This is a genomic window from Streptomyces griseoluteus, assembly GCF_004784465.1.
In the GTDB taxonomy this organism is placed as follows: Bacteria; Actinomycetota; Actinomycetes; order Streptomycetales; family Streptomycetaceae; genus Streptomyces; species Streptomyces griseoluteus.
In genome coordinates, this window is the sequence record NZ_SRRU01000005.1 from 287,588 (window position 1) to 313,309 (window position 25,722).

Consider the following 25,722-nt stretch of genomic DNA (forward strand, 5'->3'; position numbering starts at 1 on the left):
GCGGCCCGTCACCACACCGAGTGCGGTGCCGGACCAGTACGTGATCCAAGCGTGCGGCCGGCCCAATCCCAGGCAGTCACCCGACCCGCGAGTTCGCCGGCACGTCCGGCCGGCTCCCCCGCCGCACGGCGGAGGAACCAGAACTCGCGGGTCGTTCCGTGTTCACGGGCCCTCGCGGTTCACGGGCCCGTGCGCTCTCAAGGGCTCAGCCGTTCGGTCGCCCAGGAACCGTCCGGCAGGGCGGTGTACCGAAGCCGGTCGTGCAACCGGTTCTCCCGGCCCTGCCAGAACTCCACCGTCTCCGGCGCGACCCGGAACCCGCCCCAGCTCTCCGGCACCGGCACCTCCTTGCCCTCCGGGTACCGGGCGGCGAGTCCGGCGTAGGCGTCGTCCAGCACCTCGCGGGAGCCGATCACCGTGGACTGGGCGCTGGCCCAGGCTCCGAGCTGCGAGCCGTGCGGGCGGCTGCGGAAGTAGGCGGCGGTCTCCTCGCGGCTGGTGCGCCGGGCCACCCCGCAGACGATCACCTGGCGGGCGATGGGGTGCCAGGGGAAGAGCAGCGAGATGTACGGGTCACCGGCGAGGTCGCGGGCCTTGCGGGAGCCGTAGTTGGTGTAGAAGACGAAGCCGTCGCCGTCGTAGCCCTTCATCAGGACCGTGCGGGAGCTGGGGCGGCCGGTGGGGTCGACGGTCGAGACGACCATGGCGTTGGGCTCGTAGAGCGTGCCGAGGACGGAGGCGCGGGCCGCGTCCTTGAACCAGTGGGCGAACTGGTCCATCGGGTGCGCGGCGAGTTCCTCCATGCCGAGACCGTGCGCCCGGTACTGCTCGCGCATGAACGCGGGGTCCACGGCCGGGTCGGGCTTCGGGGTGAGATCGCGGTCGGTCACGCGGTCATCCTGCCGTATGGCACTAACGTGGCACTGAGTGCCGCAGGGTCTCCCCAAGCGTGGCACTCAGGGCTATCGTGCTGTTCCCGCCCCTCGTTCCGGGTGACCCCCGCGCGTATGGGGCAGTACCGGTGATGACCGCCACCCACCCACACCGAGGAGCCGCCTTATGTCCGCGTTCGTACCCGGACTAGAGGGAGTCGTCGCTTTCGAGACCGAGATCGCCGAGCCGGACAAGGAGGGCGGGTCGCTCCGCTACCGGGGCGTCGACATCGAGGACCTCGTCGGGCACGTCTCCTTCGGGAATGTGTGGGGGCTGCTGGTGGACGGCGCCTTCGCGCCGGGCCTGCCGGCGGCCGAGCCGTTCCCGATCCCCGTGCACTCCGGCGACATCCGGGTGGACGTGCAGTCCGCGCTCGCCATGCTGGCGCCGGTGTGGGGCCTCAAGCCGCTGCTGGACATCGACGCCGAGCAGGCCCGCGACGACCTCGCCCGCGCCGCCGTCATGGCGCTCTCCTACGTCGCCCAGTCCGCGCGCGGCCAGGGGCTGCCGATGGTGCCGCAGCGGGAGATCGACAAGGCCCGCACGGTCGTCGAGCGGTTCATGATCCGCTGGCGCGGCGAGCCCGACCCGAAGCATGTCGCGGCCGTCGACGCGTACTGGACCTCTGCCGCGGAGCACGGCATGAACGCGTCCACCTTCACCGCGCGGGTGATCGCCTCCACCGGGGCGGATGTCGCTGCCGCGCTGTCCGGGGCGGTGGGTGCGATGTCGGGGCCGCTGCACGGGGGTGCCCCCTCGCGCGTGCTGGGGATGATCGAGGAGATCGAGCGCACCGGTGACGCCGTCGGGTACGTGAAGAAGGCGCTGGACCGGGGCGAGCGGCTCATGGGGTTCGGGCACCGGGTGTACCGGGCCGAGGACCCTCGGGCGCGGGTGCTGCGGCGGACGGCGCGTGAACTGGGCGCTCCGCGGTTCGAGATCGCCGAGGCGCTGGAGAAGGCCGCGCTGGAGGAATTGCACAATCGGCGGCCGGATCGCGTGCTGGCCACCAACGTGGAGTTCTGGGCGGCCATTATGCTCGACTTCGCCGAAGTTCCCTCGCACATGTTCACTTCCATGTTCACGTGTGCGCGTACTGCCGGATGGTCGGCGCATATTCTTGAGCAGAAGCGCACGGGGCGACTGGTGCGGCCTTCTGCGGAGTACGTGGGGCCCGGGACTCGGAAGCCTTCTGATATTTCCGGGTTCGAGAACATCGCCCACTGAGTGGGGTGACTGGGGCGCGGAGAGCGGCTGATCCGCCGTTGGGGCTGGTCGCGCAGTTCCCCGCGCCCCTTAAAAGCAAAACCCCTTCACGCGGGGGTCAGCAGCGAGGCGTGGTGCTTCTCCGCCACCAAGGGGTGCGCTCGGAGTTTGCCCTTCAATTCGTTGTAGCCGTACTCCGCGAAGAGCGGGTTCGACGGGTCCGTGGATATGCCTCGGGCCTTTTCCGCGTGCGGGAAAGGTACCGGGGTTATTTTCGCGTCCAGGCTCGGGTTGTAGAAGAAGGGGACCGAGTAGCGTTCCGTGGCTGCGGGCGGGCTCACCACGCGGTGGTTGGTGGCCACCAGGTAGCCGTTGGTGGCGACTTCCAGGAGCTCACCGAGGTTGACGACGAAGGCGCCGTCCAGGGGCGGGACCTCGTGGAAGTTGCCGTCGGCGCGCTGGACCTGGAGGCCGCCGACCGTGTCCTGGAGGAGCAGGGTGAGGAAGCCGTAGTCCTTGTGGGCGCCGACGCCCTGGTCGGTGCCGTCGCCCGCGCTGCCGGGGTAGCGCACCAGCTTGAGGTGCGGGTGGGCGTGGGCGCCGAAGACCGGGTCGTAGAAGCCGGCCGGGGCGCCGATGGCGGTGAGCAGTTCGCGCAGCAGGCGCTGGGCGACCGCGCTGAGCCTCTCGATCCAGGCGAGCGCGGCCGTGCGCAGCTCGGGCAGGGCGGCGGGCCACTGGTTGGGGCCCTGGAGCCACCAGTACGGCGGCTCGCCGGGGCCGGGTACGCGGGCCGGGCGCTCGGCGCCGATGTCGAGCTGGTCGCGCCAGTCGCGGGCGCCGCCGGTGCGCTCGTCTCCGGTGCGGGTGTAGCCCCTGAAGTGCGGGGAGTTGACGTTGTCCAGGGCGAGCCGGTCGGCCTCGGGCAGCGCGAAGAAGGCCCGCATGGCCGAGGTCAGGGCATCGGTCTCGGCCTGCGTCACGCCGTGCCCGGTCAGCTGGAAGAAGCCCACGTCATGGGCGGCGCTGTGCAGCCGGGCGTGGAAGAGGGCCCGCTCCTGGGGACCGCGGTCGGCGGCCGAGAGGTCGATGATCGGGAGCTGGGCGTACGACGGGTCCGTCGTATGAGTCGTCATGGTGCGTCCGCGAGGTGTACGGGGCACGGGCAGCCGCGAGGGGTGTGGCGGCCCCCTGGTGCCGGACGAAGAGAGAAGAAGACGAGAAGAGGGGGCTGGATCAGGCGGAGCGCCGACAGCCCATGCTCGTGACGCGCACGTAGTCCACGTGGCGGCGCCGGACGAGCATCGGAAGCATGGGCCCAGAGTACTGCGGGCCTTCGATTTGCTGTGTGACGCGGGTCACGCCCTGGGTTCGGGGCTCAGCCGAGGGCGTCGTCCAGCAGTGCCGCCCACTGGGCCACGACCCGCTCGCGGCGGGCGGTGTCGTCGGTGAGCAGGGTGGCGAGGCCGAGGCCGCGGGCCATGTCGAGCAGCCCCTGCACGCTCTCGCGCACACCGGGCCGGGACTCGTCGGCGCCGAGGAGTTCCACGGCTATCCGGTGGCTCTCCCGGCCGACGCGGGCCTCCAGCTCGGTCACCCGGCCGCGCAGCTGCTCCTCGTTCGCGGCGGCCACCCAGAGCTGGAGCGCGGCCCTAAAGAGCGGCCCGGTGTAGAGGCCGACCAGGGCGGAGACGACGGCCCCGCGGTCGCCGGGGCCGTCCGGGTACAGGTCGCGCAGGGCGGTGGAGCGCCGTTCCGCGACGTACTCGACGGCGGCCGTGAAGAGGTCCTCCCGGGTGGGGAAGTGGTGCTGGGCCGCGCCCCGCGAGACGCCCGCGCGCTCGGCGACGACCGAGACCGTGGAGCCCGCCCAGCCGTGGTCGGCGAGGCAGGCCACGGCGGCCTCCAGCAGCCGCAGCCGGGTGGCCCGGCTGCGGTCCTGCTTGGGTACGCGGTCGCGTTCCGCCGTACTCACACCACCCATGCCGCATCCCGTCTTTCCAGGAAGGCCGTCATCCCCTCCCGCGCCTCGGGGGCGGAGAACAGCCGGGCCGAGAGCGCGGTGAACCGGTCCGCGTCCCGGTCGAACATCTCCAGCACCCTAGCCGTGAGCAGCTCCTTCGTCGCGGCCAGGGCCTGGGGCGAGGACCGGCGCAGGCCGTCCAGGACCGGGGCGAGGGCCTCGTCCACGTCGTCACCGGTGAACGTGAGCAGGCCGAGCCGTACCGCCTCGGCGGGGCCGAAGCGCTCGCCGGTGAGGTAGTAGCGGGCCAGCTCGCGCGGGTCGGCGCGCGGCAGCAGCGGCAGGGAGATCACGGCCGGGGCGACCCCGATGCGGACCTCGGTGAAGGCGAAGGTGGCCCCGGCGGATGAGACCGCGATGTCACAGGCGCCGACCAGCCCGAGCCCGCCCGCGCGGACATGTCCGGTGATCCGGGCGACCACCGGCTTCGGCAGCTCCACCAGCTGGCGCAGCAGCCCCATTAGGGCGTCCGGGTGGGGCGGTTCGCGCAGGTCGGCCCCGGCGCAGAAGGTGTTGCCGGTGTGGGTGAGCACGACGGCCCGGACACCGGGGTCCTCTGCGCAGTCGGCCAGAGCGCCGGCGAGTTCCGCCACCAGCGGCGCGGAGAGGGCGTTGCGGGTGTCCGGGGAGTCCAGGCTGAGCGTCTCCACGGCCCGGCGGCGGGTACGTCCGACGAGGGTCATGGGCGCAGCTCCCGGCGCAGGATCTTGCCGGAGGCGGCACGGGGCACCCCGTCGGTGAAGGTGACCCCGCGCACCCGCTTGTACGGCGCGACCCGCTCGCCCACGTACAGCATCACGTCGTTGGCGCTGAGGTCCGGCGCGGTGGACTGGCGGACGACGAAGGCGTGCGGGGCCTCGTTGCCGTCGTCGTTGACGACGCCGATCACGGCCGCGTCCGCGATGCCGGGGTGGGTGAGCAGCAGGGCCTCCAGTTCGGCCGGGGCCACCTGGAACCCCTTGTACTTGATGAGTTCCTTCACCCGGTCCACCACGAACAGCCAGCCCTCGTCGTCCACTTGGCCGACGTCGCCGGTGTGCAGCCAGCCGTCGGCGTCGATCATCGCGGCGGTGGCGTCGGGGCGGCCCAGGTAACCCTTCATGATCTGCGGGCCCCGGATCAGGATCTCGCCGCGTTCGCCGGGGCCGAGGTCCTTGCCGGGGTCGTCCAGGGAGACGATCCGCATCTCGGTGCCGGCGAGGAGTCTGCCGACCGTGCCGGGCGGGGCGTCGCGCAGGTGGGCGAGCGGGACGACATGGGTGCCGGGCGACAGCTCCGTCATGCCGTACGCCTGGCCCAGCGGCGGCAGCCCGAGCCGGTCGGCGCAGGCCGCGGCGAGGGCGGCGTCCAGCGGGGCGGCGGCACTGAGGACGTACCGCAGCGAGGAGAGGTCGTACCGGGCGACCGAGGGGTGCTTGGCGAGGGCGAGCACGATGGGCGGGGCGACGTACAGGCCGGTGATGCGGTGGGTCTCGATCGCCGCGAGGAAGGTGTCCAGCTCGAAGCGGGGCAGCACGACCACGGTGGCCCCCTTGCGCAGGGGCGCGTTCATCAGGGCGGTCAGGCCGTAGATGTGGAAGAAAGGCAGCACCGCGAGGATGCGTTCATCGGGCTCCACCGTGACGGCGGGCTCCAGTTGCGCGAGGTTGGTGGCGATCTGCCGGTGGGTGAGCATCACGCCCTTGGGCGTGCCGGTGGTCCCGGAGGAGTACGGCAGTACGGCGATGTCCTCGGCCGGATCGACCGCTACGTCCGGCTCGGGGGCGGTGGTGGCGAGCAGCTCGGTCAGCGAGCGGTGGCCGGGCGCCTGGTCGCAGACGAAGATCTCCCGTATCCCGCCCGCGAGTTCGGCCGCTCGGCGGGCGGTCGGCAGCAGTGGGGAGACGGTGATCATCCAGCGGGCCGAACTGTCCGCGAGCTGCTTGGCAAGCTCCTGGGGGGTGTGCAGCGGATGCGCGGTGGTGACGGTGGCGCCGGCGCGGGTGGCCGCGTAGAAGGCGAGCGGGAAGGCGATGGTGTTGGGACTGTGCAGGGCGAGTACGTCACCCTTGCGCACCCCGGCCTCCGCGAGCGCCGCCGCCAGTCTCCGGTGCAGGAGGCCGAGTTGGGCGTAGGTGATGGTAGTGCCGTCCACGCCGTCGACCAGCGCGGGCCGGTCTCCGTAGGCGGCGGCTCGGCCCAGGACGGCGTCATGGATGGCCTCTTCGACCGGTGGGACCTCGGCGTACGGGCTGTGGAACACGGTTCCTCCGAACGTCGCTCTCTCTAGTACGACTTGGGCAGGCCGAGGGTCTGGTGCGAGATGTAGTTGAGGATCATCTCCCGGCTCACCGGGGCGATCCGGGCCACCCGCGCGCCGATGATCAGCGAGGCGAGCCCGAACTCGCGGGTCAGACCGTTGCCGCCGAGGGTGTGCACGGCCTGGTCGACGGCCCGTACGCACGCCTCCCCCGCCGCGTACTTGGCCATGTTGGCCGCCTCGCCCGCGCCGATGTCGTCCCCGGCGTCGTAGAGGAGGGCCGCCTTCTGCATCATCAGCTTCGCCAGTTCCAGCTCGATGTGGGCCTGGGCGAGGGGATGCGCGATCGCCTGGTGGGCGCCGATCGGGGTCTTCCAGACGGTGCGCTCACGGGCGTACTCCAGCGCCTTGGCTACGGCGTACCGGCCCATCCCGATGGCGAACGCGGCCGTCATGATCCGCTCCGGGTTCAGTCCGGCGAAGAGCTGGAGCAGCCCGGCGTCCTCGTCGCCAACAAGGGCGTCGCCCGGCAGCCGTACGTCGTCCAGGACTAGTTCCCACTGCTTCTCGGCGGCGCTCAGCTCCATGTCGACCGGGCTGCGGGAGAAGCCCTCGGCGTCGCGCGGGACGATGAAGAGGCACGGCTTGAGCTTGCCGGTGCGGGCGTCCTCGGTGCGGCCGACGATCAGGACGGCGTCGGCGTGGTCCACCCCCGAGATGAAGACCTTCCGGCCGGTGAGCAGCCAGTCGTCGCCGTCCCGGCGTGCGGTGGTGGTGATGCGGTGGGAGTTGGAGCCGGCGTCGGGCTCGGTGATGCCGAAGGCCATCAGCTTCGTGCCGTCGGCGAGTCCGGGGAGCCAGGTGCGCTTCTGGTCCTCGGTGCCGAAGCGGGAGATCACTGTGCCGCAGATGGCCGGGGAGACAACCAGCATCAGGAGGGGGGCTCCCGAGGCGCCCAGCTCCTCCAGGACGAGGGAGAGTTCGGCTATGCCGCCGCCCCCGCCGCCGTACTCCTCCGGGAGGTTGACGCCGAGGTAGCCCAGCTTGGCCGCCTCTTGCCAGAGTTCGGTGGGGTAGCGGCCTTCTTCTATGACTCGGGTCATGTAGTCGCGGCCGTAACGCTTGCCCAGGGCGGAGACTGCTTCGCGGAGGGCCTGGTGTTCTTCGGATTCGATGAGGGTGGGCACTTCTGTCTCCTTCGGCTGCGGGTTGTCGGTGGCTGGTCGCGCTCACGCGGGGGTAGCCGCACATCTACGCGGCCCCGCGCCCCTCAAGAAGGCCGGACGGCTTCCACGACTGCCAGCAGGGCGCCCATCTCCACCTGGCGGCCTACTGCGGCTGGGAGGGCTGTGAGCGTGCCGTTGGTGGGGGCGGTGATCCGGTGTTCCATCTTCATCGCCTCCAGCCAGATCAGGGGCTGGCCCGCCTTGACCTCGGTGCCCTCGCTCAGGCCCTCCGCCACGCGGACGACCGTGCCGGGCATGGGGGCCAGGAGGGAACCGGGGGCGTGTTCGGTGGCGGGGTCGGGGAAGCGGGGCAGGGCGGTGAGGGCGGTGGCGTTCACGTGGACCTGGTCGCCGTAGCGGGCGATCTCGAACTTCCGCCGCACACCGTCCACTTCGAGGACGACCAGGTGCGGGGCAGCCTGCACCACGCGGACGCCGTCCGCCGCCAGGCCGGTGCGGGTGTGGCGGTAGGCGACCTCGTGCTCCTCCCCCGCCCGCTCGTACCGCTTCACCTGCGGGCCCGAGGGGACGTTGCGCCAGCCGCCGAAGCGGGAGCGGCCGTGGGCGTCGGCGAGGGCCGCGGCGAGCGGGGCGTACGGGTCGGGGGCGGGCTCGGTGAGGGCGGTGAGGTGGCGGTCGTAGAAACCGGTGTCCATGCGGGCTTCGGTGAACTCGGGGTGCCTCAGCGAGCGGACCAGCAGGTCGCGGTTGGTGACCGGGCCGTGCAGCGCGGTGCGCTCCAGGGCGCCGGCGAGCCTGCGGACCGCCTCGGTGCGGGTGGGGGCGTGTGCGACGACCTTGGCGAGCATCGGGTCGTAGTGCACGCCGATGGTGTCGCCGTCCGCGCAGCCGGTGTCGAGCCGTACGCCGTCCGGCACGGTGAAGCGGTGCAGGGTGCCGGTCTGCGGGGCCCAGCCGCGCGCGGGGTCCTCCGCGTACAGCCGGGCCTCGACGGCGTGTCCGTGCGCGGCCGGCTGCTCGGCGGGGAGGGCGTGCCCCTCGGCGACGCGGATCTGCTCGGCGACCAGGTCGACACCGAACACCGCCTCGGTGACGGGGTGTTCGACCTGGAGGCGGGTGTTCATCTCCAGGAAGTGGGCGCGGCCGTCGGCCACCAGGAACTCCACCGTGCCCGCGCCCTCGTAGGACACGGCACGCGTCGCCCGCTCGGCGAGCGCGTACAACTGCTCGGTGAGCGCGGGCGGCAGACCTGGCGCCGGGGCCTCCTCGATGACCTTCTGGTGCCTGCGCTGGAGCGAGCAGTCGCGGGTGCCGAGCGTCCACACCGTGCCGTGGGAGTCGGCGAGGACCTGCACCTCCACATGGCGGCCGTTCTCCAGGTACGGCTCCACGAACACCTCGCCGTCCCCGAAGGCGCTCGCCGCCTCCGCGCGGGCGTCCTCCAGCGCACCGGGCAGCGCGGCGAGGTCGCGTACCACGCGCATGCCGCGTCCGCCGCCGCCCGCGGCCGCCTTCACCAGGACGGGCAGGTCGGCCGGGCTGACGTCGTGTGCGTCGAGCGGGGCGAGGCCCATCAGTTCCTTGGCGCGGGTCTTGGACGCCATCGCCTCGATCGCCCCGGGCGGGGGCCCGATCCAGACGAGCCCGGCGTCCCGTACGGCGCGGGCGAAGTCGGCGTTCTCGGAGAGGAATCCGTAGCCGGGGTGCACGGCGTCCGCACCGGCCGCGAGGGCGGCCTTCACGATGAGATCGCCGCGCAGATACGTCTCGGCGGGCGCCGCACCCGGCAGCCGTACCGCTGTGTCGGCCACACGTGTGTGCAGCGCACCCTCGTCCGCGTCAGAGTGTATGGCGACGGTACGTATGCCCAGGTCGGCGCAGGTGCGGAAGATACGGCAGGCGATCTCGCCCCGGTTGGCGACGAGCAGGGTGGAAATCATGGGCCTCACATCCGGAAGACGCCGAAGCCGCCACGGGCGCCCTCGTAGGGAGCGGTGTGTATGGCGGACAGGCACATACCGAGGACGGTTCGGGTGTCGCGGGGATCGATGACGCCGTCGTCGTAGAGCCGCCCGGACAGGAACATGGGGAGCGACTCCGACTCGATCTGCCCCTCGACCATCGCGCGCAGGGCGGCGTCCCCCTCCTCGTCGTACGGCTGTCCCTTGGCCAGGGCCGACTGGCGGGCCACGATCGACAGCACGCCCGCGAGCTGCTGCGGGCCCATGACTGCCGACTTGGCGCTGGGCCAGGCGAAGAGGAAACGGGGGTCGTAGGCGCGGCCGCACATGCCGTAGTGGCCGGCGCCGTAGGACGCGCCCATGAGGACGGAGAGGTGCGGCACCGTGGAGTTGCTGACCGCGTTGATCATCATCGAGCCGTGCTTCACGATGCCGCCCTGCTCGTACTCCTTGCCGACCATGTAGCCGGTGGTGTTGTGCAGGAACAGCAGCGGGATGTCGCGCTGGTTGGCCAGCTGGATGAACTGCGCCGCCTTCTGCGACTCCTCGCTGAACAGCACCCCGCGCGCGTTGGCCAGGATGCCGACGGGGTAGCCGTGCAGCCCGGCCCAGCCGGTGACCAGGCTCGTGCCGTACAGCGGCTTGAACTCGTCGAAGTCGGAGGCGTCGACCAGGCGGGCGATCACCTCGCGCGGGTCGAAGGGGGTGCGCAGGTCGCCGGGGACGATGCCGAGCAGTTCCTCGGGGTCGTACTCGGGTGGCTCGGCGAAGTCCGGATCGGCGTACGCCTTGCGGTGGTTGAGCCGCGCGACCACCCTGCGCGCCTGCCGGATCGCGTCCCGCTCGTCCACCGCGAAGTGGTCGGCGAGGCCGGAGGTACGGGCGTGCATCTCGGCTCCGCCCAGCGACTCGTCGTCGCTCTCCTCGCCGGTCGCCATCTTCACCAGCGGCGGCCCTCCGAGGAACACCTTCGCGCGGTCCTTGACCATGATCACGTGGTCGGACATGCCCGGGATGTACGCGCCGCCCGCCGTGGAGTTGCCGAACACCACGGCCACGGTCGGGATGCCCTCGGCCGACAGCCGGGTCAGGTCCCGGAAGATCGCCCCGCCGGGGATGAAGATCTCCTTCTGCGAGGGCAGGTCGGCTCCGCCGGACTCGACCAGGCTGATGACGGGGAGGCGGTTGGCCCGCGCGATCTCGTTCGCCCGCAGGGCCTTCTTCAGGCTCCACGGGTTGCTCGCGCCGCCGCGCACGGTCGCGTCATTGGCGGTGATCAGGCACTCGGTTCCTTCGACCACGCCGATGCCGGTGACCAGGGAGGCGCCGACGGTGTACTCGCTGCCCCAGGCGGCGAGGGGGGACAGTTCCAGGAACGGCGTGTCGGGGTCGAGCAGCAGCTCGATCCGCTCACGGGCGAGCAGCTTGCCCCGCTTGCGGTGCCGGGCCACATATTTCTCGCCCCCGCCCGCGAGCGCCTTGGCGTGCTCCGTCTCCAGATCGGCGAGCTTGGCGAGCATGGCGTCGCGGTTGGCCTGGTGGTCGGGGGCGGTGGGGTCGAGGGAGGTTCGCAGGAGGGTCATGGGGTGCCTCCGGGGTGACGGGGGTCTCCGGGGTGGAGGGGCGGGGCGCCGGAGGGGCGCACGGTCCGGGGCGTCACAGGAGTTCCTCCGGGATGTCCAGGTGGCGGGAACGGAGCCACTCGGCCAGGGCCTTGGCCTGGGGGTCGAAGCGGTGCCGGGCGGCCACGCCGGCGCCGAGGATGCCGGCGACGACGAAGTTGAGGGCGCGGAGGTGGGGCAGGACATGCCGGGTGACCGGGAGTTCGCGGGCCTCGGGGATCAGCTCCCGGAAGCGCTCGACGGTCAGCTCGTGCGCGAGCCAGCGCCAGCCGTCGGCGGAGCGGGCCCAGACGCCGACGTTGGCGTCCCCACCCTTGTCCCCGCTACGGGCTCCGGCCACATGGCCTAGGGGGACACGGCGGGTGCTGCCCCCCTGGAGGGGCTCGGGCAGCTCGGGTTCGGGCACTTCGTGGAGCGGCAGCGTCTCCCGCGGCGCGCCCACATCGATACGGCGCCCATCGTGGAGGACGGCCACATGGTCAACGGCACCATGGGGTACGGCCACATGGTCGAACACCCCATAGGGCGAGCCCTTCCCCGGGGGCGCGAGCACATGGAAGCCGGGGTAACTGGCGAGCGCCAGCTCGATCGCGGCCCCGCTCAGCCCCCGCCCGACCACCTCGGGATCGGCGTCCCGTACGACGAGCCGGAGCAGCGCACTCGCTGTCTCCTCCGTCTCGGCGTTGGCCTGGTCGGTGCGGGCCAGCTCCCAACGCACCTCTTCCGGAGCCGCCTTGGCGAGCGCGACGTCCATCTGGTCGCGCACCAGCTCCGCCTTGGCCTCGATGTCGAGACCGGTGAGGACGAAGGCGACCTCGTTGCGGAAGCCCCCGAGCCGGTTCAGCCCGACCTTGAGCGTGGGCGGGGGCGCCTCACCGCGCACCCCCTCGATCCGCACCCGGTCCGGCCCGTCCTGGCGGAGCCGTACCGTGTCCAGCCGGGCGGTGACATCGGGCCCCGCGTACCGGGCACCCCCCGTCTCGTACAGCAACTGGGCCGTGACCGTACCGGTGTCGACGAAGCCGCCGGTCCCAGGATGCTTCGTCACGACACTGCTGCCGTCGGCGTGGATCTCGGCCAGCGGAAAGCCGGGACGTCGTACGTCACCGTCCTGGAAGAAGGCATAGTTGCCGCCCGTGACCTGGGTCCCGCACTCCAGCAGATGCCCGGCGACGACGGCCCCGGCGAGCTGGTCGTGGTCCCCCGGTCCCCACCCGAAGTGCGCGGCGGCGGGCCCGGTGACGAGCGCGGCGTCGGTCACCCGCCCGGTGATCACCACGTCGGCCCCGGCCCGCAGACACTCCGCGATACCGAAGCCGCCGAGGTAGGCGTGGGCGGCGAGGGTGCCGGGGTACGCGGCGGTGAGGTCGTCGCCCTCCACATGCGCGACCCGTACAGGTATCCCGAGCCGCTCCGCCAACTCCCTTACTTTCTCGGCAAGCCCGGCCGGATTGAGCCCGCCCGCGTTGGTGACGATCCGCACCCCGCGCTCGTGGGCGAGCCCGAGGCAGTCTTCGAGCCGGCGCGCGAAGGTGCGGGCGTACCCGGCGCCGGGGTCCTTCAGCCGGTCGCGGCCGAGGATGAGCATGGTCAGCTCGGCGAGATAGTCCCCGGTGAGTACGTCGACCTCGCCGCCGGTCAGCATCTCGCGCAGGGCGCTCGAGCGGTCGCCGTAGAAGCCGGAGAAGTTGCCGATACGGAGGGGGGTCACCGTCACCGGGCGGGCTCCTCGGGCGTGGCCTCCCCGGGCGCGGCTTCCTTGGGGTCGCGCCCGGCGCCGGGCGGGCCCGCGAAGGCCTGGGCGATGTCCAGCCAGCGGTCGGCGTCCGCGCCGACGGCGGTCAGGGCGAGGTCGGCGCGGTGGGCGCGCTGGGTGACGAGCAGGCAGAGATCGACCGCGGAGCCGGTGACCCGTTGCGCGGCGTCCTCGGGACCGTGGGTCCACAGCTCGCCCGAGGGGGCACGGACCTCGACGCGGAACTCGTCCTCCGGCGCGGGCAGTCCCCGTACCGCGAAGGCGAAGTTCCGGGCCCGCACACCGATGCGGACCACATGCCGGAGCCGGTCGGTGGGTGCACGCACCACACCCAGTGCGTCGGCCACGTCCTGGCCGTGGGCCCAGGTCTCCATGAGCCGGCCGGTGGCCATGGCGGCGGCCGACATGGGCGGCCCGAACCAGGGGAACCGGGTGTGCCGCGCGGCCGCCTCCCGCAGGGCGTGGTCCAACTCCTGCCGACCGTTCCGCCAGCGAGTGAGCAGTTCGGCGGGGCCGAGCCGGACGCCTTCCTCGGCGCCGTCGTCGACGAAGGTGCCGGGCGACGTGAGCGCCTGTTCGGCGAACTTCTGGAAGGCCGCCTGGTCGCTCATGGCGAGCAGGGCGGCTCGGTCGGTCCAGTGCAGATGGGCGATCTGGTGGGCGATGCTCCAGCGCGAAGCGGGCGTCGCGCGTGCCCACTCGCTCTCGGTCAACTCGGCCACGAGCAGGTCGAGTTCCCGGCTTTCCTCACGCAGGTCGTCGAAGACGGGCGTCGGATCGGACATGGGCAGGAGCATGGCAGCGGGGGCAGAAACAATCAAGCGTGCTTGCATTAATTCAAGGGGAGCGAGGTGCCGGAAATCAGGTGCGCCCGGAGCGTCTCCTCCGGCTAGGTTCACCGGATGCGCGTATTCACGGACCCCTCGGAACTGCGACGACTGGTGCGGGACGGGCTGGGGCCGGGGTGCCGGGTCACGGGTGTGGAGAGGCTGCGCGGTGGCTCGAAGAAGGGGGTGTACCGGTTGGCCCTGACCGGGGCGGGCGCCCCGCCGACCGTGATCGCCTACAGCTGGGCCCCACAGGAGAACTACTGGCCGAGTGTGCCGACGCCCCACGCCTCCGGCCTGGCGCCGTTCCTGTCCGCGCACCACACCCTTCAGGCAGCCGGTGTGCGCACCCCACACGTCCTGTACGTGTCCGAGCCCGACGACCTGGCCCTGGTGGAGGACATCCCCGGCGACACCCTGGAGGCGGCCTTCACCACCGACCCCGTCCGAGCGGCGAAGGCCCTGGGCGAGCTGGCCGTGGCCCTGGACCACATGGCCGCGCACACCTCTCCGGCGGACCACATCAGCGAGGACGTGGCCCTGACCCGAGCCCTCGACGACCTCGCCGAGTCAGCAGCCCGCGACCCGCGCATCGACGCGGCGACCCCGGCCCTGGCCAACCGCCTGCACGAACTGCACGCGGCGCTGGCCCCTCGCCCCACCTACTCCCTGGTCCACGGCGAACTCGGCCCCGACCACATCCTCCTCACCCCCGACGCCCACCCTGTCCTGATCGACATCGAGGCCCTCTCCCACTCCGACCCCGAACAGGAACACGCCTACCTGCGCCTGCGCTTCGGCCCCCACTACGCCCCCCTCTCCCGCCCCCTGGACCCCGCCCGCCTGTCCCTGCACACCCTCGCCCTCCACCTCTCCCTGGTCGCGGGCCCCCTCCGCCTGCTGGACGGCGACTTCCCCCACCGCGACGCCATGCGAGGAATCGCGGAACACAACACGCGGGAGGCCCTACGGCTGGTGGGGCCGGTGACCTGAGCCGGCGATCAGCCGCGGAGGCAGGCACTCCGAGCGGCAGGAGCGCGCTCCGGGCCGGACGTGAGCCGGCGACAGCCCCACGTCATCGAGCACTCCCGACACCCCCGCTCCGCGCACGGAGTGCCTACGCCTCCGGCGCCGGCGGTGCCACTCGCCGCGTCTGGGTACGCACCGCGCCGATGCTCGCCGCGATGACCAGCGCGATGGCGGCGGCCTGGGTCAGGGAGAGGGTCTGGTGCAGGACGAAGAAACCCGCGGTGGCCGCCACGGCCGGTTCCAGGCTCATCAGGATGGCGAAGGTCGGGGCGGGGAGGCGGCGGAGGGCGAGCAGTTCAAGGGTGTACGGGAGGACCGAGGAGAGCAGGGCCACTGCCGAACCGAGGGCGATGGTGGTGGGGTTCAGCAGCCGGGCGCCCGCGTCGACGATGCCCAGCGGGAGGAACACCAGCGCGGCCACACCCATCGCGAGGGCCAGTCCGTCGGCCTGGGGGAAGCGGCGCCCCGTACGGGCGCTGAAGATGATGTACGCCGCCCACATGACGCCCGCCGACAGGGCGAAGCCGACGCCCAGCGGGTCGAGTCCGCTGAAGCCTCCGCCGCCCAGCAGGAAGACGCCCGCCAGGGCGAGGGCCGCCCATACGGCGTTGATCGCGCGGCGGGAGGCGAAGACGGACAGGGCGAGCGGTCCGAGGACTTCCAGGGTGACCGCGAGACCCAGCGGGATACGGGCCACCGCCTGGTAGAAGAGGCCGTTCATCCCGGCCATGGTGAGACCAAAGACGATCACCGTGCCCCAGTCGGTACGGGAGTGCCCCCGCAGCCGGGGCCGGCACACCACCAGCAGCACGACGGCCGCCGCCACCAGGCGCAGCGTCACCACGCCGAGCGCGCCCGCGCGGGGCATCAGCGTCACCGCGAGCGCCCCGCCGAACTGGACCGATATCCCGCCCGCCAGCACCAGCCCGACCGGCCCCAGCGAGCCGAACCGGCCAGGGGAGTCCGGGGTGGCGGAGGTCTTGGCCGGGGTGGAGGTACGGACGGTGGTCACGGGCTGTCCTGGGGAGCGGCGGGAGTGGGCTTCATGCGTACACCTCGATGTACTTCCCGGTCCACGATAATGGACCTCCGTCAGGTGTGTGAACCCTTATGCCACTGTACGCAGCCGGTGTCCTGGATGCTGAGATCAAGGACCGGCGGGCCGGTGCCTCATCGGCGGGCCATGTACAGGTCGAACGCCTTGTGCAGCATCTTGTTCAGCGGGAAGTCCCACTCCCCCACGTACTCCGCCGCCTCGCCGCCCGCGCCGACCTTGAAGCGGAGCAGGCCGAGCAGGTGGTTGGACTCCTCCAGGGTGTCGGTGATGCCCCGGAAGTCGTAGACGTGCGCGCCCAGCTCATGGGCGTCGGACATCATCCGCCACTGCATGGCGTTGTTGGGCTGGACCTCCCGCTTGCGGGCGGTGGAGGCGCCGTACGAGTACCAGACGTGGCTGCCCACGATCAGCATCGTCGCCGCCGCCAGCACCTCCCCGTCGTGGTGGGCGAGGTACAGCCGCATGCGGTCGGGGTCCTCGTTGGCGAGCGCGGTCCACATCCGCTGGAAATAGGCCAATGGACGCGGGATGAAACGGTCGCGCTCGGCCGTCTCCCGGTACAGCTCGTAGAACACCGGCAGGTCGTCCGCCCCTCCGCGCACCACCTTCACGCCCGCCTTCTCGGCCTTCTTGATGTTGCGCCGCCACTGCTGGTTGAGCCCACCGTGGATCTCCTCCAGCGACCGCCCGGCGAACGGCACCTGGCACACGTACCGGGGCTGCCCCGCCGCGAAGCCCTCCTCCGCGTCCGGTTCGCTCTGCCGCCATCCCATACCGCGCAGCCGGTCGGCGAGGGCCTGGGCGCGCGGGTCCTGCCAGGTCGGCTCGGCGTCCCGGAGCCGGTGTGCGGCCGGGTCGGCGATGGCGGCCTTGACCGCCTCCGGGCTCCAGCGGCGGGCCACCACCGGCGGGCCCATCTTCACCGAGAACGCCCCCCGCGCCTTGAGGTGCGCCAGCATCGGTTCCAGCCAGCGCTCCAGGCCGTCCGCGTGCCAGTCGATCACCGGCCCCTCCGGCAGATACGCCAGATACCGCTTCACCTTGGGCAGCGGCCGCAGCAGCACCAGCCCCGCCCCCACGATCCGCCCTTCCTCGTCGAACCATCCCAGGCTCTCCGCCCGCCAGTCGGGCTTCACCTCCCCCCACGACGGCACCTGCATATGGCTGACCGAGGACCGCGAACCCACAAAGGCCAGGTGCTCGGTCCGGCTGACAGGGCGCAGGGTGAGGCTCATACGGAGGACTCCTTCGCGCAGGCAGATCCCGTCACCCTACGATCCGCACCGCCCGTCTCCGGGGCCGAACCACCGCCGACGTCCCGTATCCGCCACCCCTGCACGCAGCCCCTGCACACAGGGCACACCGCGAGCCGCCCCGTACTCCTCGGTCACTCCCGCCCCTCCCTCTCCAGCCCCTCCGCCAGTACCTCTGCCAGGTGCCGGGCACGTATCCCCGTCAGTTGCTCGATCTGGGTTCGGCAGGAGTAGCCGTCCGCCAGGACCGCCGCGTTCTCGGGGGCGGAGCGGAGGGCGGGGAGGAGCTGGTCTTCCGCGCAGGTGCGGGAGATCTCGAAGTGGTCCTTCTCGAAGCCGAAGTTGCCCGCCAGGCCGCAGCAGCCGCCGGTCAGGGAGCCGGTGAGGGCGGCGGAGGTGCGGAGGTCGCGGTCGGCGGTGTCGCCGAGGACGGCGTGCTGGTGGCAGTGGGTCTGGCCGGTGACGGGGCGGTCGAGGGCGGGCGGGGTCCAGTGGGGGGCGTGCCGGCGGAGGGTTTCCGCGAAGGTGCGGACGGCGGCGGCCAGACGGGGTGCGCGGGGGTCGTCGGGCAGGAGTTCGGGGAGGTCGGCGCGGAGGGCCGCCGCACAGCTCGGTTCCAGGACGACGACCGGGGCCCCGGCCTCCAGTACCGGTTCCATCAGGTCCAGCGTGCGGCGCAGCACCGCGCGGGCCCGGTCCAGGCGGCCGGTGGAGATGTAGGTGAGCCCGCAGCAGACCTGCGCGCGGCGCGCCCCGAGCAGCGTGGTCGGCGTGCGCGAGGTGCCGTCTCCCACCGGGCGCCTGCCGGGCAGCAGGGTCGGCGGCAGCGCCACCCGCAGCCCGGCCGACTCCAGCACCCGGACGGCGGCCCGCCCCACGGACGGCGACAGATGCTCGGTAAAAGTGTCCGGCCACAGCACGACCAGTTGTCCCGAGCCACCGGTCTCCGGCGCCGGTGGCCGCGCCCGCCACCACCGGCTGAACGTCCCCTCCGCCAGCCGGGGGATGTCCCGCTCCGGCGCGATACCGCCCACCCGCTTCCCCAGCCGGGCCAACGGCCCCACCGCGGCCAGCCGGTTCAGCAGCGGTGCCGCCCGCGCACGCGCCACCCACCGCAGCCACACCGGCAGCGAGCCCAGGCTGTAGTGGGCGGCCGGGCGCAGCCGGCCGGCGTAGTGGTGGTGCAGGAACTCCGCCTTGTAGGTGGCCATGTCGACGCCGACCGGGCAGTCCGAGCGGCAGCCCTTGCAGGACAGACAGAGGTCGAGGGCGTCCCGGACCTCGGCCGAACGCCAGCCGTCGGTGATGACCTCGCCGGCGAGCATCTCGTGCAGCAGCCGCGCCCGCCCCCGCGTGGAGTGCTCCTCCTCCCCCGTCGCCCGGAACGACGGGCACATCACCGCGGACCCGCCCACCGACTCCGTACGGCACTTGGCGACCCCGACGCACCGGCGGACGGCCGCGCGGAAGTCCCCGTCGTCGTGCGGGTAGCCGAAGGCGACGTCCACCGGGCGGCGGGGCAGCACCGCGAAGCGGAGGTTGTCGTCCAGCCGGGCCGGGCGGACCAGCATGCCGGGGTTGAGCAGGTCGTCGGGGTCCCACACCGCCTTGGCCCGCTCGAACAACGCCACCATTTCCGCGCCGTACATGCGCGGCAGCAGTTCCGCGCGGGCCTGCCCGTCGCCGTGCTCCCCGGACAGGGAGCCGCCGTGGGAGACCACCAGCCCGGCCTGTTCCTCGGAGAAGCGGCGGAACCGGCCCACCCCGGCCTCGGTGAGCAGGTCGAAGTCGATCCGGACGTGGACGCAGCCCTCCCCGAAGTGGCCGTAGGGAGCGCCGCGCAGGCCGTGGGCGGTGAGCAGGGCGCGGAAGTCGCGCAGGTAGGCGCCGAGCCGGGCCGGCGGTACCGCGCAGTCCTCCCAGCCGGGCCACGCCTCCGTCCCGTCCGGCATCCGGGTCGCCGTACCGCTCGCGTCCTCGCGCAGCCGCCACAGGCCGCGCTGGGCGACGGGGTCGGTCACCACCAGCGCGTCCACCGCGTCGGCCGTGCTCACGACGGCCTCCGCACGGGCCCGCGCCTCCGCCTCCGAGGCTCCGCCCGTCTCCACGAACAGCCACGCGCCGCCCTTGGGAAGCCCGATCGGCGCCCGGATCAGGTCGGCCGCCATGCCCTCCACGGTCAGCGGGCCGTGCGGCAGCAGACCGGGGGCAGCGTCGGCGGCGGCGCTCTCGTCGGCGTACCCCAGCACCGCCAGGGCGTGGACGGCCGACGCCTCCACCAGGTCCAGGACCGCCTCGGTGAGGACGCCGAGGGTGCCCTCGGAACCGCAGAAGGAGCGGGCCACGTCGGCGCCGTGCTCGGGGAGGAGGGCGTCCAGCGCGTACCCGGAGATACGGCGGGGCAGCTCGGGGAAGCCGGTGCGCAGGCGGGCCAACTCCCCCTCCACCAGCACCCGCAGACCCTCGGGTGCGCCGGACCAGCCCCGGCCCGGGCGCAGCCGTTCGCCGCGCGCGGTGAGTACGGACAGCTCGCGCACGCTGTCGGCGGTGGTGCCCCAGGCCACGGAGTGGGCGCCGCAGGAGTTGTTGCCGATCATGCCGCCGAGCGTGCAGCGGCCGTGCGTGGACGGGTCGGGGCCGAAGCGGAGGCCGTGCGGGGCGGCCGCCGCCTGCAGCCGGTCCAGCACCAGGCCCGGCTGGACCCTCGCCGTACGCCCGTCCGGGTCAAGCTCCAGCAGGCCGTTCATGTGCCGGGTGAAGTCCAGCACCACGCCGGCGCCCGTCGCCTGCCCGGCGATGGACGTACCCCCGCCCCGCGCGACCACCGGTGTCCCGCGCGCCCGGCACACCTCCAGCACGGCCGCCACGTCCTCGGCGTCCCGAGGGGCCACCACGCCCAGGGGGACCCGCCGGTAATTGGACGCGTCCATCGTCGTCAACGCCCGCGCCGTCGCGTCGAAGCGGACCTCGCCCCGCACGGCCCGCCGCAGCTCCGAAGCCAGCCCGCCGTCGTCAACGATCCCCATGGCCATTCCCCCGTCCGTCCGACCCCGTCGATCGGTCATGGCTCCAGCATGCATCCGATCACGCGACGTCATCAGAAGTTGTCCACAGACACCCCCCGCTCCTCAGCTCGTCGTACGACCGCACAAGTCCACGACCCGGAGGCGTCGTCTCATCCGACGGACACGGCTTCGTCCGGTTTCGCGCACCCGATACGCTCCGACACGTGGCCGACATCGAGATCCCCGCTGACATCAAGCCCGCCGACGGACGTTTCGGCGCGGGCCCCTCCAAGGTGCGGACGGAGGCGCTCGCCGCGCTCGCGGCGACCGGCAGTTCCCTGCTGGGCACCTCCCACCGGCAGGCCCCGGTCAAGAACCTGGTGGGCCAGGTCCGCGAAGGCATCAGCTCCCTGTTCTCCCTCCCGGACGGTTACGAGGTCGTCCTCGGCAACGGCGGCTCCACCGCGTTCTGGGACATCGCCACCCACGGGCTGATCGAGTCCAAGTCCCAGCACCTCAATTTCGGTGAGTTCTCCTCCAAGTTCGCCAAGGCGGCCAAGCTCGCCCCCTGGCTGGCCGAGCCGACCGTCATCGCCTCCGACCCCGGCACCCACCCGGAGCCGAGCGCCGAGGCGGGTGTGGACGTGTACGCGTTCACGCACAACGAGACCTCCACCGGTGTCGCCATGCCGATCAAGCGCGTGGCCGGTGCCGACGAGGGCTCGCTCGTCCTGGTGGACGCCACCTCCGGCGCGGGCGGCCTGCCGGTCGACGTCTCCGAGACGGACGTCTACTACTTCGCCCCGCAGAAGTCCTTCGCCTCCGACGGCGGCCTGTGGATCGGCGTGTTCTCCCCGGCGGCCATCGAGCGCGCCGAGCGGATCCACGCGTCCGGCCGGCACATTCCGGAGTTCTTCAGCCTGCCCACGGCGATCGACAACTCCCGCAAGAACCAGACGTACAACACCCCGGCGCTCGCCACGCTCTTCCTGCTCAACGAGCAGCTCGAGTGGCTGAACGGCCAGGGCGGCCTCGACTTCGCCACCGGCCGTACGAAGGACTCCTCGACCCGGCTGTACACCTGGGCGGAGGAGTCGAAGTACGCGACGCCGTTCGTCACCGACCCGGCCGAGCGGTCGCAGGTCATCGGCACGATCGACTTCGCCGACGAGATCGACGCGGCCGCGGTCGCCAAGGCGCTGCGCGCCAACGGCATCGTGGACACCGAGCCGTACCGCAAGCTCGGCCGCAACCAGCTCCGCGTCGCCATGTTCCCGGCGATCGACCCGGCCGATGTCGAGGCGCTCACCAAGTGCGTCGACTATGTCATCGAGCGGATCTGAAACCTGTAGATCCACGTGAGTGGGGGCGCCCGGTGGTGAACCGGGCGCCCTTTCCCGTACCCCGCGCTTGTCGCTGTCCCTAGCCCTTGCGCCGCATCCGCCGCATGCCGAACACCGCGGCGGCGCCGAGGGCGAGGAGGACGGCGCCCGTCTTGAGGCCGCCCCCGCCGCTCTTCTCCCCCGCGGCGGAACTCCCGCCCGTGGACGGTGACTCGGAGGCCACGGCGCCGCCCTCGGGTGCGTCCAGCGCCCTTACCTGGCTCTGCGCGCCCTCGCTGCCGTACATCAGCTTGGTGCCGTCGGCGGAGTAGCTGACGGACTCGCCCTGGCCCTGGAGGGGCACGTCCAGGCGGTCCAGCTTCTTGATCCGGCCGCCGTTCCAGTCGTAGGAGATGCCGCCGAAGTAGCCGCGTACGGCGAGCTGTCGGCCGTTCGGCGAGAAGGCGGCGTCGGTGGCCCACAGGTCGACGGGGGCGACCGGGCGGAAGATGTTCGCACCGGAGGACGACAGCTGGGCGGGGCCCTCGTACAGGTGGCCGCCGTCCTCGTTCTTGTCGATGATGTAGACGCGGCCGGTCTTGGGGTGGACGGCCAGCGACTCGGCGTCACGGGGGCCGTCGGAGTACTTCACCACGTACTGCGTGGCCGTGACCGTCTGGTCCTTCAGGGTCTTCGGCTCGGGCAGGCGGTAGATCCAGACATAGGGCCAGCGACCGTGGAAGTTGTCCCCGATGTCGCCGACGTAGATCTGGTTGTCCGGCCCGATGGAGATGGCCTCCACGTCACGCGGGGAGCCGATGCCGCGCAGGGTGAGCGTCGCGACGGTCTTGCCGGTGCGGCTGTCGACGGCGTAGAGGTAGGGGCCGTCGTCGCTGTCGTTGTGCGTCCAGTAGACGCCCGGGTGCAGGTGGGAGGCGGCCAGGCCGCTGGACTCGGTGATCCTGGAGTCCTCGATGGTGAACCCCCGGTCCCCGTCCGCGGCGTGGGCGGGCAGGGCGCAGGCACCCGCGAGCAGGGCCCCGGCGAGCAGGGCGAACGGTCGGCGCATGGTCCAAGACTGCCACCTGGCGCGGACGTTCAGTGGGGTGGTGGGCCTCACATCGGCCCCGGGTGCGGGCCTGTGCCGGGATCCGCCATCATGAGCGGATGCTCAGGTTCATGCCCGTAGGTGACTCCATGACGATCGGGAGCGCGGGCGAACACACGTGGCGTTACCGGCTGTGGCAGCACCTGCGGGGCACATACGGCGGCCCGTTCCAGATCGTCGGTCCCCGCGAGACGCTGTACGACCAGGCCACCGGGGAGCCCGACTCCTACGAGTACGCCGATCCCGACTTCCCGCGCGCCCATCTCGCCGGGTGGGGCGAGGGCTGGCAGCACATGGCTCCGCTGATCGGGGAGGCGGTGCGGGCGCACCGGGCCGACGTGCTGCTGGTCTCTCTGGGGCTGATCGACCTGGGTTTCTACACCAACGCGGAGCAGACGGTCGACAACGTGCGAGCGTTCGTGGCCGCGGCCCGTGAGGCGCGTCCGCGCGTACGGATGGTGCTGCTGCCGGTCATCCCGAACATACGCGCCCAGGAGGACGGCCCCTTCGCCGAACAGGTCGACCTCTTCAACACGCTCCTCGCCAAGACGACCGCCGACCTGGACGAACCCCGGTCCCCGCTGCTGCTGGCCTCGGCGCCGGAGGGCTGGGACATCCACACGGACACGTACGACGGCACGCACCCCAACGCCGGCGGCGAGCACCGGATCGCGGGGGCGTTCGCGGGGGCGATGCACGAGGCGTGGGGGCTGGGGGAGCCGTACGTGGCTTGAACGGACCGACCGGGTTCCGGCGTCTCCCGGTGACGGTGCGTATCGTTGAACCGCGCGGCTGCGCACAAGTGGGCAGCCGGGGAGGAGCGCCACGATGACCGTCCTCGACGACAGGACCGCGATGGCCGAGAGCGACACCGCACGCTTGGACGAGTGGTTCGAGCTGATGCCCGTCCCCGAAGGATTCCGGGCCGAGATCGTCGGGGGCTGCTTCCACATGGTGCCGCAGCGGAACACGCATTGGCAGATCATCCGTCGGGTCGTGCGGGCCCTGGAGAACAGGTTCGGACCGGACGTCATGGTGTTCTCGGACGTCCGCATCGATTTCCCCGGCCACCAGAACGGCTTCTGCCCGGATGTCGCCATGCTCAAGGACTCGGCGGAGCCGGACGAGACGGGGCACTGGCGCCACCAGGATGTCCAGTTCGTCTCCGAAGTCATCTCCCAGGGCACGGCCGCGAACGACTACGGCCCCAAGAGGACCGCTTACGCCGTCGCAGAGGTCCCCGTCTACCTCATCGCGGACCCCTACCAAGGGCGGTGCCACGTCTACACCGACCCCAAGGACGGCGAGTATGTCCGTGCCCTCGAGGTGAGGTTCGGCGGCGACATCGACCTCACCGGCACGACAGTCGACCTCGTCCTCAAAACCCACGACTTCCCGCGCGACTGACCCCCACCGCTTGCCTAGAGCGCGCTCCAAGACGTTGGCTAGGGGGGCATGAGGTACACGCAGCTTGGACGTACGGGACTGAAGGTCAGCCGGCTGGTGCTGGGGACCATGAACTTCGGACCGCAGACCGACGAGGCGGACAGCCACGCGATCATGGACGCGGCGCTGGACGCGGGCATCAACTACTTCGACACCGCGAACGTGTACGGCTGGGGCGAGAACAAGGGCCGTACCGAGGAGATCATCGGAAGCTGGTTCGCGAAGGGCGGCGAGCGGCGGGAGAAAACCGTCCTGGCCACCAAGGTTTACGGGAACATGGGCGCAGAAGGCGACGCCTGGCCCAACTACGACAAGCTCTCCGCGCTGAACATCCGCCGCGCGGTGGACGCCAGCCTGAAGCGGCTGCAGACCGACTACATCGACATCTACCAGTTCCACCACGTCGACCGGAACACCCCGTTCGAGGAGATCTGGCAGGCGGTCGACGTCCTGGTCACCCAGGGCAAGATCCTCTATGCCGGTTCCTCCAACTTCCCCGGCTACAAGATCGCCCAGGCCAACGAGACGGCCCTGCGCCGGGGGACCCTCGGTCTGGTCAGCGAACAGTGCCTGTACAACCTCGCCGAGCGCCGCGCCGAGATGGAGGTCATCCCGGCCGCCCAGGACTACGGGCTCGGCGTCATCCCCTGGTCGCCGCTGCAGGGCGGTCTGCTGGGCGGGGTCATCCGCAAGGAGGCCGAGCGCGGGCGCCGCGCCTCCGGCCGCGCGGCCGAGGCCCTCGCGGACACGGCCACGCGCAACCGGATCGAGGCGTACGAGGAACTGCTCGCCAAGCACGGCCTGGAGCCCGGCGAGGTCGCACTCGCCTGGCTGCTGACCCGGCCCGGCGTCACCGGCCCGATCGTCGGCCCGCGCACCCGGGAGCAGCTCGACTCGGCGCTGCGCGCGGTGGAGCTGGAGCTGAGCGAGGAGCTGCTGACCGGCCTGGACGAGATCTTCCCCGGCCCGGGCCCCGCCCCGGAGGCGTTCGCCTGGTAGCGGCAAGCGAAAGGCCGCTCCGTACGGGGTTCCCCGCGGAGCGGCCTTGGGCGGCAGCCGTCAGTGGACGGCCGCCGCCACGGCGACGACCACCAGCATCAGGACGAGCGCACCGGCCATGATCCGGTTCCGGATTTTCGGTTCCACGACGACGAGCCTAACGGGCCGCGCCCAGTGCCCAGCGGGCGACCGGGGAGTACCGGGGCTGCTCGCCGGGCACGCCGGAGGCCGGCAGGTGGCTGCGGACGAGGACCAGTTCGCCCACCGTCCAGGCGGTACCGGCGAATTCGGTGAGGGCGTCGGCGTAGGGCCGCAGTTCGGTGTCGCCCCTGCCCCGGGCCAGTGTGAGATGCGCCCGGTAGTGGCGGTGCTCCTCGCCGCCCACCCCGGCCCGGCGTCCGGCCGCCTGGGCCCGTCCGGCGAGTCTGCCCAGGGCGGTGAGGTCTCCGGAGGCTCCGGCCCACAGTGCCCTGCCCCGGCCGAAGCTGCCGCCTCCGGCGAGGGCCAGCGGGAACGGTGTGCTCCGTGCGGCCGCGCGCTCCAGCCGGCGTTCCAGCTCGGGCACGGTCTCCTCAGGGACCTCGCCGTAGAAGGCGAGCGTGAAGTGCCAGCCGTCCGGCTGGGTCCACCGCAGCGCGTCGGCCCCGGCCAGCCGCCGCAGCGCCCGCACCTCCCGGCCCAGTTCCTCCACGGCACCCGGGGGCGGAAGGACGGCGGCGAAGAGTCTCATCCCCACACGATCCCAGACG

21 protein-coding genes are annotated in these 25,722 nt (G+C 72.1%); 6 read left to right on the plus strand and 15 right to left on the minus strand.

Annotated features, from left to right (window positions below; translation table 11 throughout):
• Positions 1-197: 197 nt before the first annotated feature.
• Positions 198-890, minus strand: a complete 693-nt coding sequence (gene pdxH, locus E5082_RS16020; protein ID WP_135791916.1) for a pyridoxamine 5'-phosphate oxidase — start codon at positions 888-890, stop codon at positions 198-200.
• A gap of 169 nt (positions 891-1,059) precedes the next feature.
• On the opposite strand from pdxH, the gene E5082_RS16025 reads away from it, so the two are divergent.
• The gene (locus E5082_RS16025; protein WP_030804770.1) at positions 1,060-2,160 is read left to right on the plus strand and encodes a citrate synthase 2; all 1,101 of its coding nucleotides are present in this window, start codon (positions 1,060-1,062) and stop codon (positions 2,158-2,160) included.
• Between the two features lie 86 nt (positions 2,161-2,246).
• Here the strand turns inward: E5082_RS16025 and E5082_RS16030 are convergent, their stop codons facing one another.
• The 9 genes from E5082_RS16030 to E5082_RS16070 all read right to left on the minus strand — a co-directional run bounded on the left by E5082_RS16030 (position 2,247) and on the right by E5082_RS16070 (position 13,712).
• The gene (locus tag E5082_RS16030) at positions 2,247-3,275 is read right to left on the minus strand and encodes an isopenicillin N synthase family dioxygenase (protein ID WP_135791917.1); all 1,029 of its coding nucleotides are present in this window, start codon (positions 3,273-3,275) and stop codon (positions 2,247-2,249) included.
• A gap of 242 nt (positions 3,276-3,517) precedes the next feature.
• Positions 3,518-4,123 (minus strand): TetR/AcrR family transcriptional regulator, encoded by a 606-nt coding sequence (locus E5082_RS16035; protein WP_135791918.1) that lies wholly within the window; start codon positions 4,121-4,123, stop codon positions 3,518-3,520.
• The gene (locus tag E5082_RS16040; protein ID WP_135791919.1) at positions 4,111-4,845 is read right to left on the minus strand and encodes an enoyl-CoA hydratase family protein; all 735 of its coding nucleotides are present in this window, start codon (positions 4,843-4,845) and stop codon (positions 4,111-4,113) included. Before E5082_RS16040 ends, E5082_RS16035 begins: the two co-directional genes overlap by 13 nt.
• Positions 4,842-6,404: a 4-coumarate--CoA ligase family protein gene (locus tag E5082_RS16045; protein ID WP_135791920.1), complete on the minus strand. Its 1,563-nt coding sequence runs from the start codon at positions 6,402-6,404 to the stop codon at positions 4,842-4,844. The genes E5082_RS16040 and E5082_RS16045 overlap by 4 nt, the downstream gene beginning before the upstream one ends.
• A gap of 23 nt (positions 6,405-6,427) precedes the next feature.
• Positions 6,428-7,588, minus strand: a complete 1,161-nt coding sequence (locus E5082_RS16050; RefSeq protein WP_135791921.1) for an acyl-CoA dehydrogenase family protein — start codon at positions 7,586-7,588, stop codon at positions 6,428-6,430.
• Positions 7,589-7,671: 83 nt separating this feature from the next.
• Positions 7,672-9,528, minus strand: coding sequence for an ATP-binding protein (locus E5082_RS16055; protein ID WP_135791922.1), 1,857 nt, complete (start codon positions 9,526-9,528; stop codon positions 7,672-7,674).
• 5 nt (positions 9,529-9,533) lie between these two features.
• Positions 9,534-11,132 carry an acyl-CoA carboxylase subunit beta gene (locus E5082_RS16060; RefSeq protein WP_135791923.1) on the minus strand — a complete coding sequence of 533 codons (1,599 nt, stop codon included), beginning with the start codon at positions 11,130-11,132 and terminating at the stop codon, positions 9,534-9,536.
• A gap of 73 nt (positions 11,133-11,205) precedes the next feature.
• Complete coding sequence (locus tag E5082_RS16065) at positions 11,206-12,882, minus strand: acyclic terpene utilization AtuA family protein (RefSeq protein WP_135792130.1); 1,677 nt, start codon at positions 12,880-12,882, stop codon at positions 11,206-11,208.
• 2 nt (positions 12,883-12,884) lie between these two features.
• On the minus strand, positions 12,885-13,712 hold the full coding sequence (locus E5082_RS16070) for a TIGR03084 family metal-binding protein (RefSeq protein ID WP_135791924.1): 828 nt from the start codon (positions 13,710-13,712) through the stop codon (positions 12,885-12,887).
• Positions 13,713-13,829: 117 nt separating this feature from the next.
• Here E5082_RS16070 and E5082_RS16075 point away from each other — a divergent pair, with 117 nt between their 5' ends.
• Complete coding sequence (locus tag E5082_RS16075; protein WP_135791925.1) at positions 13,830-14,747, plus strand: phosphotransferase family protein; 918 nt, start codon at positions 13,830-13,832, stop codon at positions 14,745-14,747.
• A 124-nt stretch (positions 14,748-14,871) separates the two neighbouring features.
• Here the strand turns inward: E5082_RS16075 and E5082_RS16080 are convergent, their stop codons facing one another.
• The 3 genes from E5082_RS16080 to E5082_RS16090 form a co-directional block, all read right to left on the minus strand.
• Complete coding sequence (locus E5082_RS16080; RefSeq protein WP_135791926.1) at positions 14,872-15,795, minus strand: EamA family transporter; 924 nt, start codon at positions 15,793-15,795, stop codon at positions 14,872-14,874.
• 158 nt (positions 15,796-15,953) lie between these two features.
• Entirely contained in the window at positions 15,954-17,075 is a 1,122-nt protein-coding gene (locus E5082_RS16085) for a lipid II:glycine glycyltransferase FemX (protein ID WP_135791927.1), read from the minus strand.
• Positions 17,076-17,227: 152 nt separating this feature from the next.
• Positions 17,228-20,119: an FAD-binding and (Fe-S)-binding domain-containing protein gene (locus E5082_RS16090; protein ID WP_229918920.1), complete on the minus strand. Its 2,892-nt coding sequence runs from the start codon at positions 20,117-20,119 to the stop codon at positions 17,228-17,230.
• Between the two features lie 203 nt (positions 20,120-20,322).
• Here E5082_RS16090 and serC point away from each other — a divergent pair, with 203 nt between their 5' ends.
• A complete protein-coding gene (gene serC / locus E5082_RS16095; RefSeq protein ID WP_135791929.1) occupies positions 20,323-21,441 on the plus strand; it encodes a phosphoserine transaminase in 1,119 nt (372 codons plus the stop codon).
• 79 nt (positions 21,442-21,520) lie between these two features.
• On the opposite strand, the gene E5082_RS16100 is transcribed toward serC, so the two are convergent.
• Positions 21,521-22,489 carry a WD40 repeat domain-containing protein gene (locus E5082_RS16100; protein ID WP_135791930.1) on the minus strand — a complete coding sequence of 323 codons (969 nt, stop codon included), beginning with the start codon at positions 22,487-22,489 and terminating at the stop codon, positions 21,521-21,523.
• A 98-nt stretch (positions 22,490-22,587) separates the two neighbouring features.
• On the opposite strand from E5082_RS16100, the gene E5082_RS16105 reads away from it, so the two are divergent.
• The 3 genes from E5082_RS16105 to E5082_RS16115 all read left to right on the plus strand — a co-directional run bounded on the left by E5082_RS16105 (position 22,588) and on the right by E5082_RS16115 (position 24,973).
• On the plus strand, positions 22,588-23,262 hold the full coding sequence (locus E5082_RS16105) for a GDSL-type esterase/lipase family protein (RefSeq protein WP_135791931.1): 675 nt from the start codon (positions 22,588-22,590) through the stop codon (positions 23,260-23,262).
• 94 nt (positions 23,263-23,356) lie between these two features.
• Complete coding sequence (locus E5082_RS16110) at positions 23,357-23,935, plus strand: Uma2 family endonuclease (RefSeq protein ID WP_135791932.1); 579 nt, start codon at positions 23,357-23,359, stop codon at positions 23,933-23,935.
• 48 nt (positions 23,936-23,983) lie between these two features.
• A complete protein-coding gene (locus tag E5082_RS16115) occupies positions 23,984-24,973 on the plus strand; it encodes an aldo/keto reductase (protein WP_135791933.1) in 990 nt (329 codons plus the stop codon).
• Between the two features lie 157 nt (positions 24,974-25,130).
• Here E5082_RS16115 and thpR read toward each other — a convergent pair whose 3' ends face one another.
• Entirely contained in the window at positions 25,131-25,703 is a 573-nt protein-coding gene (thpR, locus tag E5082_RS16120; RefSeq protein WP_135791934.1) for an RNA 2',3'-cyclic phosphodiesterase, read from the minus strand.
• Positions 25,704-25,722 lie beyond the last annotated feature (19 nt).

What these genes read in the sequence shown, in the direction of transcription:
- E5082_RS16025 (WP_030804770.1), top strand. Translation starts at nt 1,060, where the DNA reads ATGTCCGCGTTCGTACCCGGACTAGAGGGAGTCGTCGCTTTCGAGACC.
- E5082_RS16030 (WP_135791917.1), bottom strand. Translation starts at nt 3,275, where the DNA reads ATGACGACTCATACGACGGACCCGTCGTACGCCCAGCTCCCGATCATC.
- E5082_RS16035 (WP_135791918.1), bottom strand. Translation starts at nt 4,123, where the DNA reads ATGGGTGGTGTGAGTACGGCGGAACGCGACCGCGTACCCAAGCAGGAC.
- E5082_RS16040 (WP_135791919.1), bottom strand. Translation starts at nt 4,845, where the DNA reads ATGACCCTCGTCGGACGTACCCGCCGCCGGGCCGTGGAGACGCTCAGC.
- E5082_RS16055 (WP_135791922.1), bottom strand. Translation starts at nt 9,528, where the DNA reads ATGATTTCCACCCTGCTCGTCGCCAACCGGGGCGAGATCGCCTGCCGT.
- E5082_RS16060 (WP_135791923.1), bottom strand. Translation starts at nt 11,132, where the DNA reads ATGACCCTCCTGCGAACCTCCCTCGACCCCACCGCCCCCGACCACCAG.
- E5082_RS16070 (WP_135791924.1), bottom strand. Translation starts at nt 13,712, where the DNA reads ATGTCCGATCCGACGCCCGTCTTCGACGACCTGCGTGAGGAAAGCCGG.
- E5082_RS16075 (WP_135791925.1), top strand. Translation starts at nt 13,830, where the DNA reads ATGCGCGTATTCACGGACCCCTCGGAACTGCGACGACTGGTGCGGGAC.
- E5082_RS16085 (WP_135791927.1), bottom strand. Translation starts at nt 17,075, where the DNA reads ATGAGCCTCACCCTGCGCCCTGTCAGCCGGACCGAGCACCTGGCCTTT.
- E5082_RS16090 (WP_229918920.1), bottom strand. Translation starts at nt 20,119, where the DNA reads ATGGGGATCGTTGACGACGGCGGGCTGGCTTCGGAGCTGCGGCGGGCC.
- E5082_RS16100 (WP_135791930.1), bottom strand. Translation starts at nt 22,489, where the DNA reads ATGCGCCGACCGTTCGCCCTGCTCGCCGGGGCCCTGCTCGCGGGTGCC.
- E5082_RS16105 (WP_135791931.1), top strand. Translation starts at nt 22,588, where the DNA reads ATGCTCAGGTTCATGCCCGTAGGTGACTCCATGACGATCGGGAGCGCG.
- E5082_RS16110 (WP_135791932.1), top strand. Translation starts at nt 23,357, where the DNA reads ATGACCGTCCTCGACGACAGGACCGCGATGGCCGAGAGCGACACCGCA.
- E5082_RS16115 (WP_135791933.1), top strand. Translation starts at nt 23,984, where the DNA reads ATGAGGTACACGCAGCTTGGACGTACGGGACTGAAGGTCAGCCGGCTG.
- thpR (WP_135791934.1), bottom strand. Translation starts at nt 25,703, where the DNA reads ATGAGACTCTTCGCCGCCGTCCTTCCGCCCCCGGGTGCCGTGGAGGAA.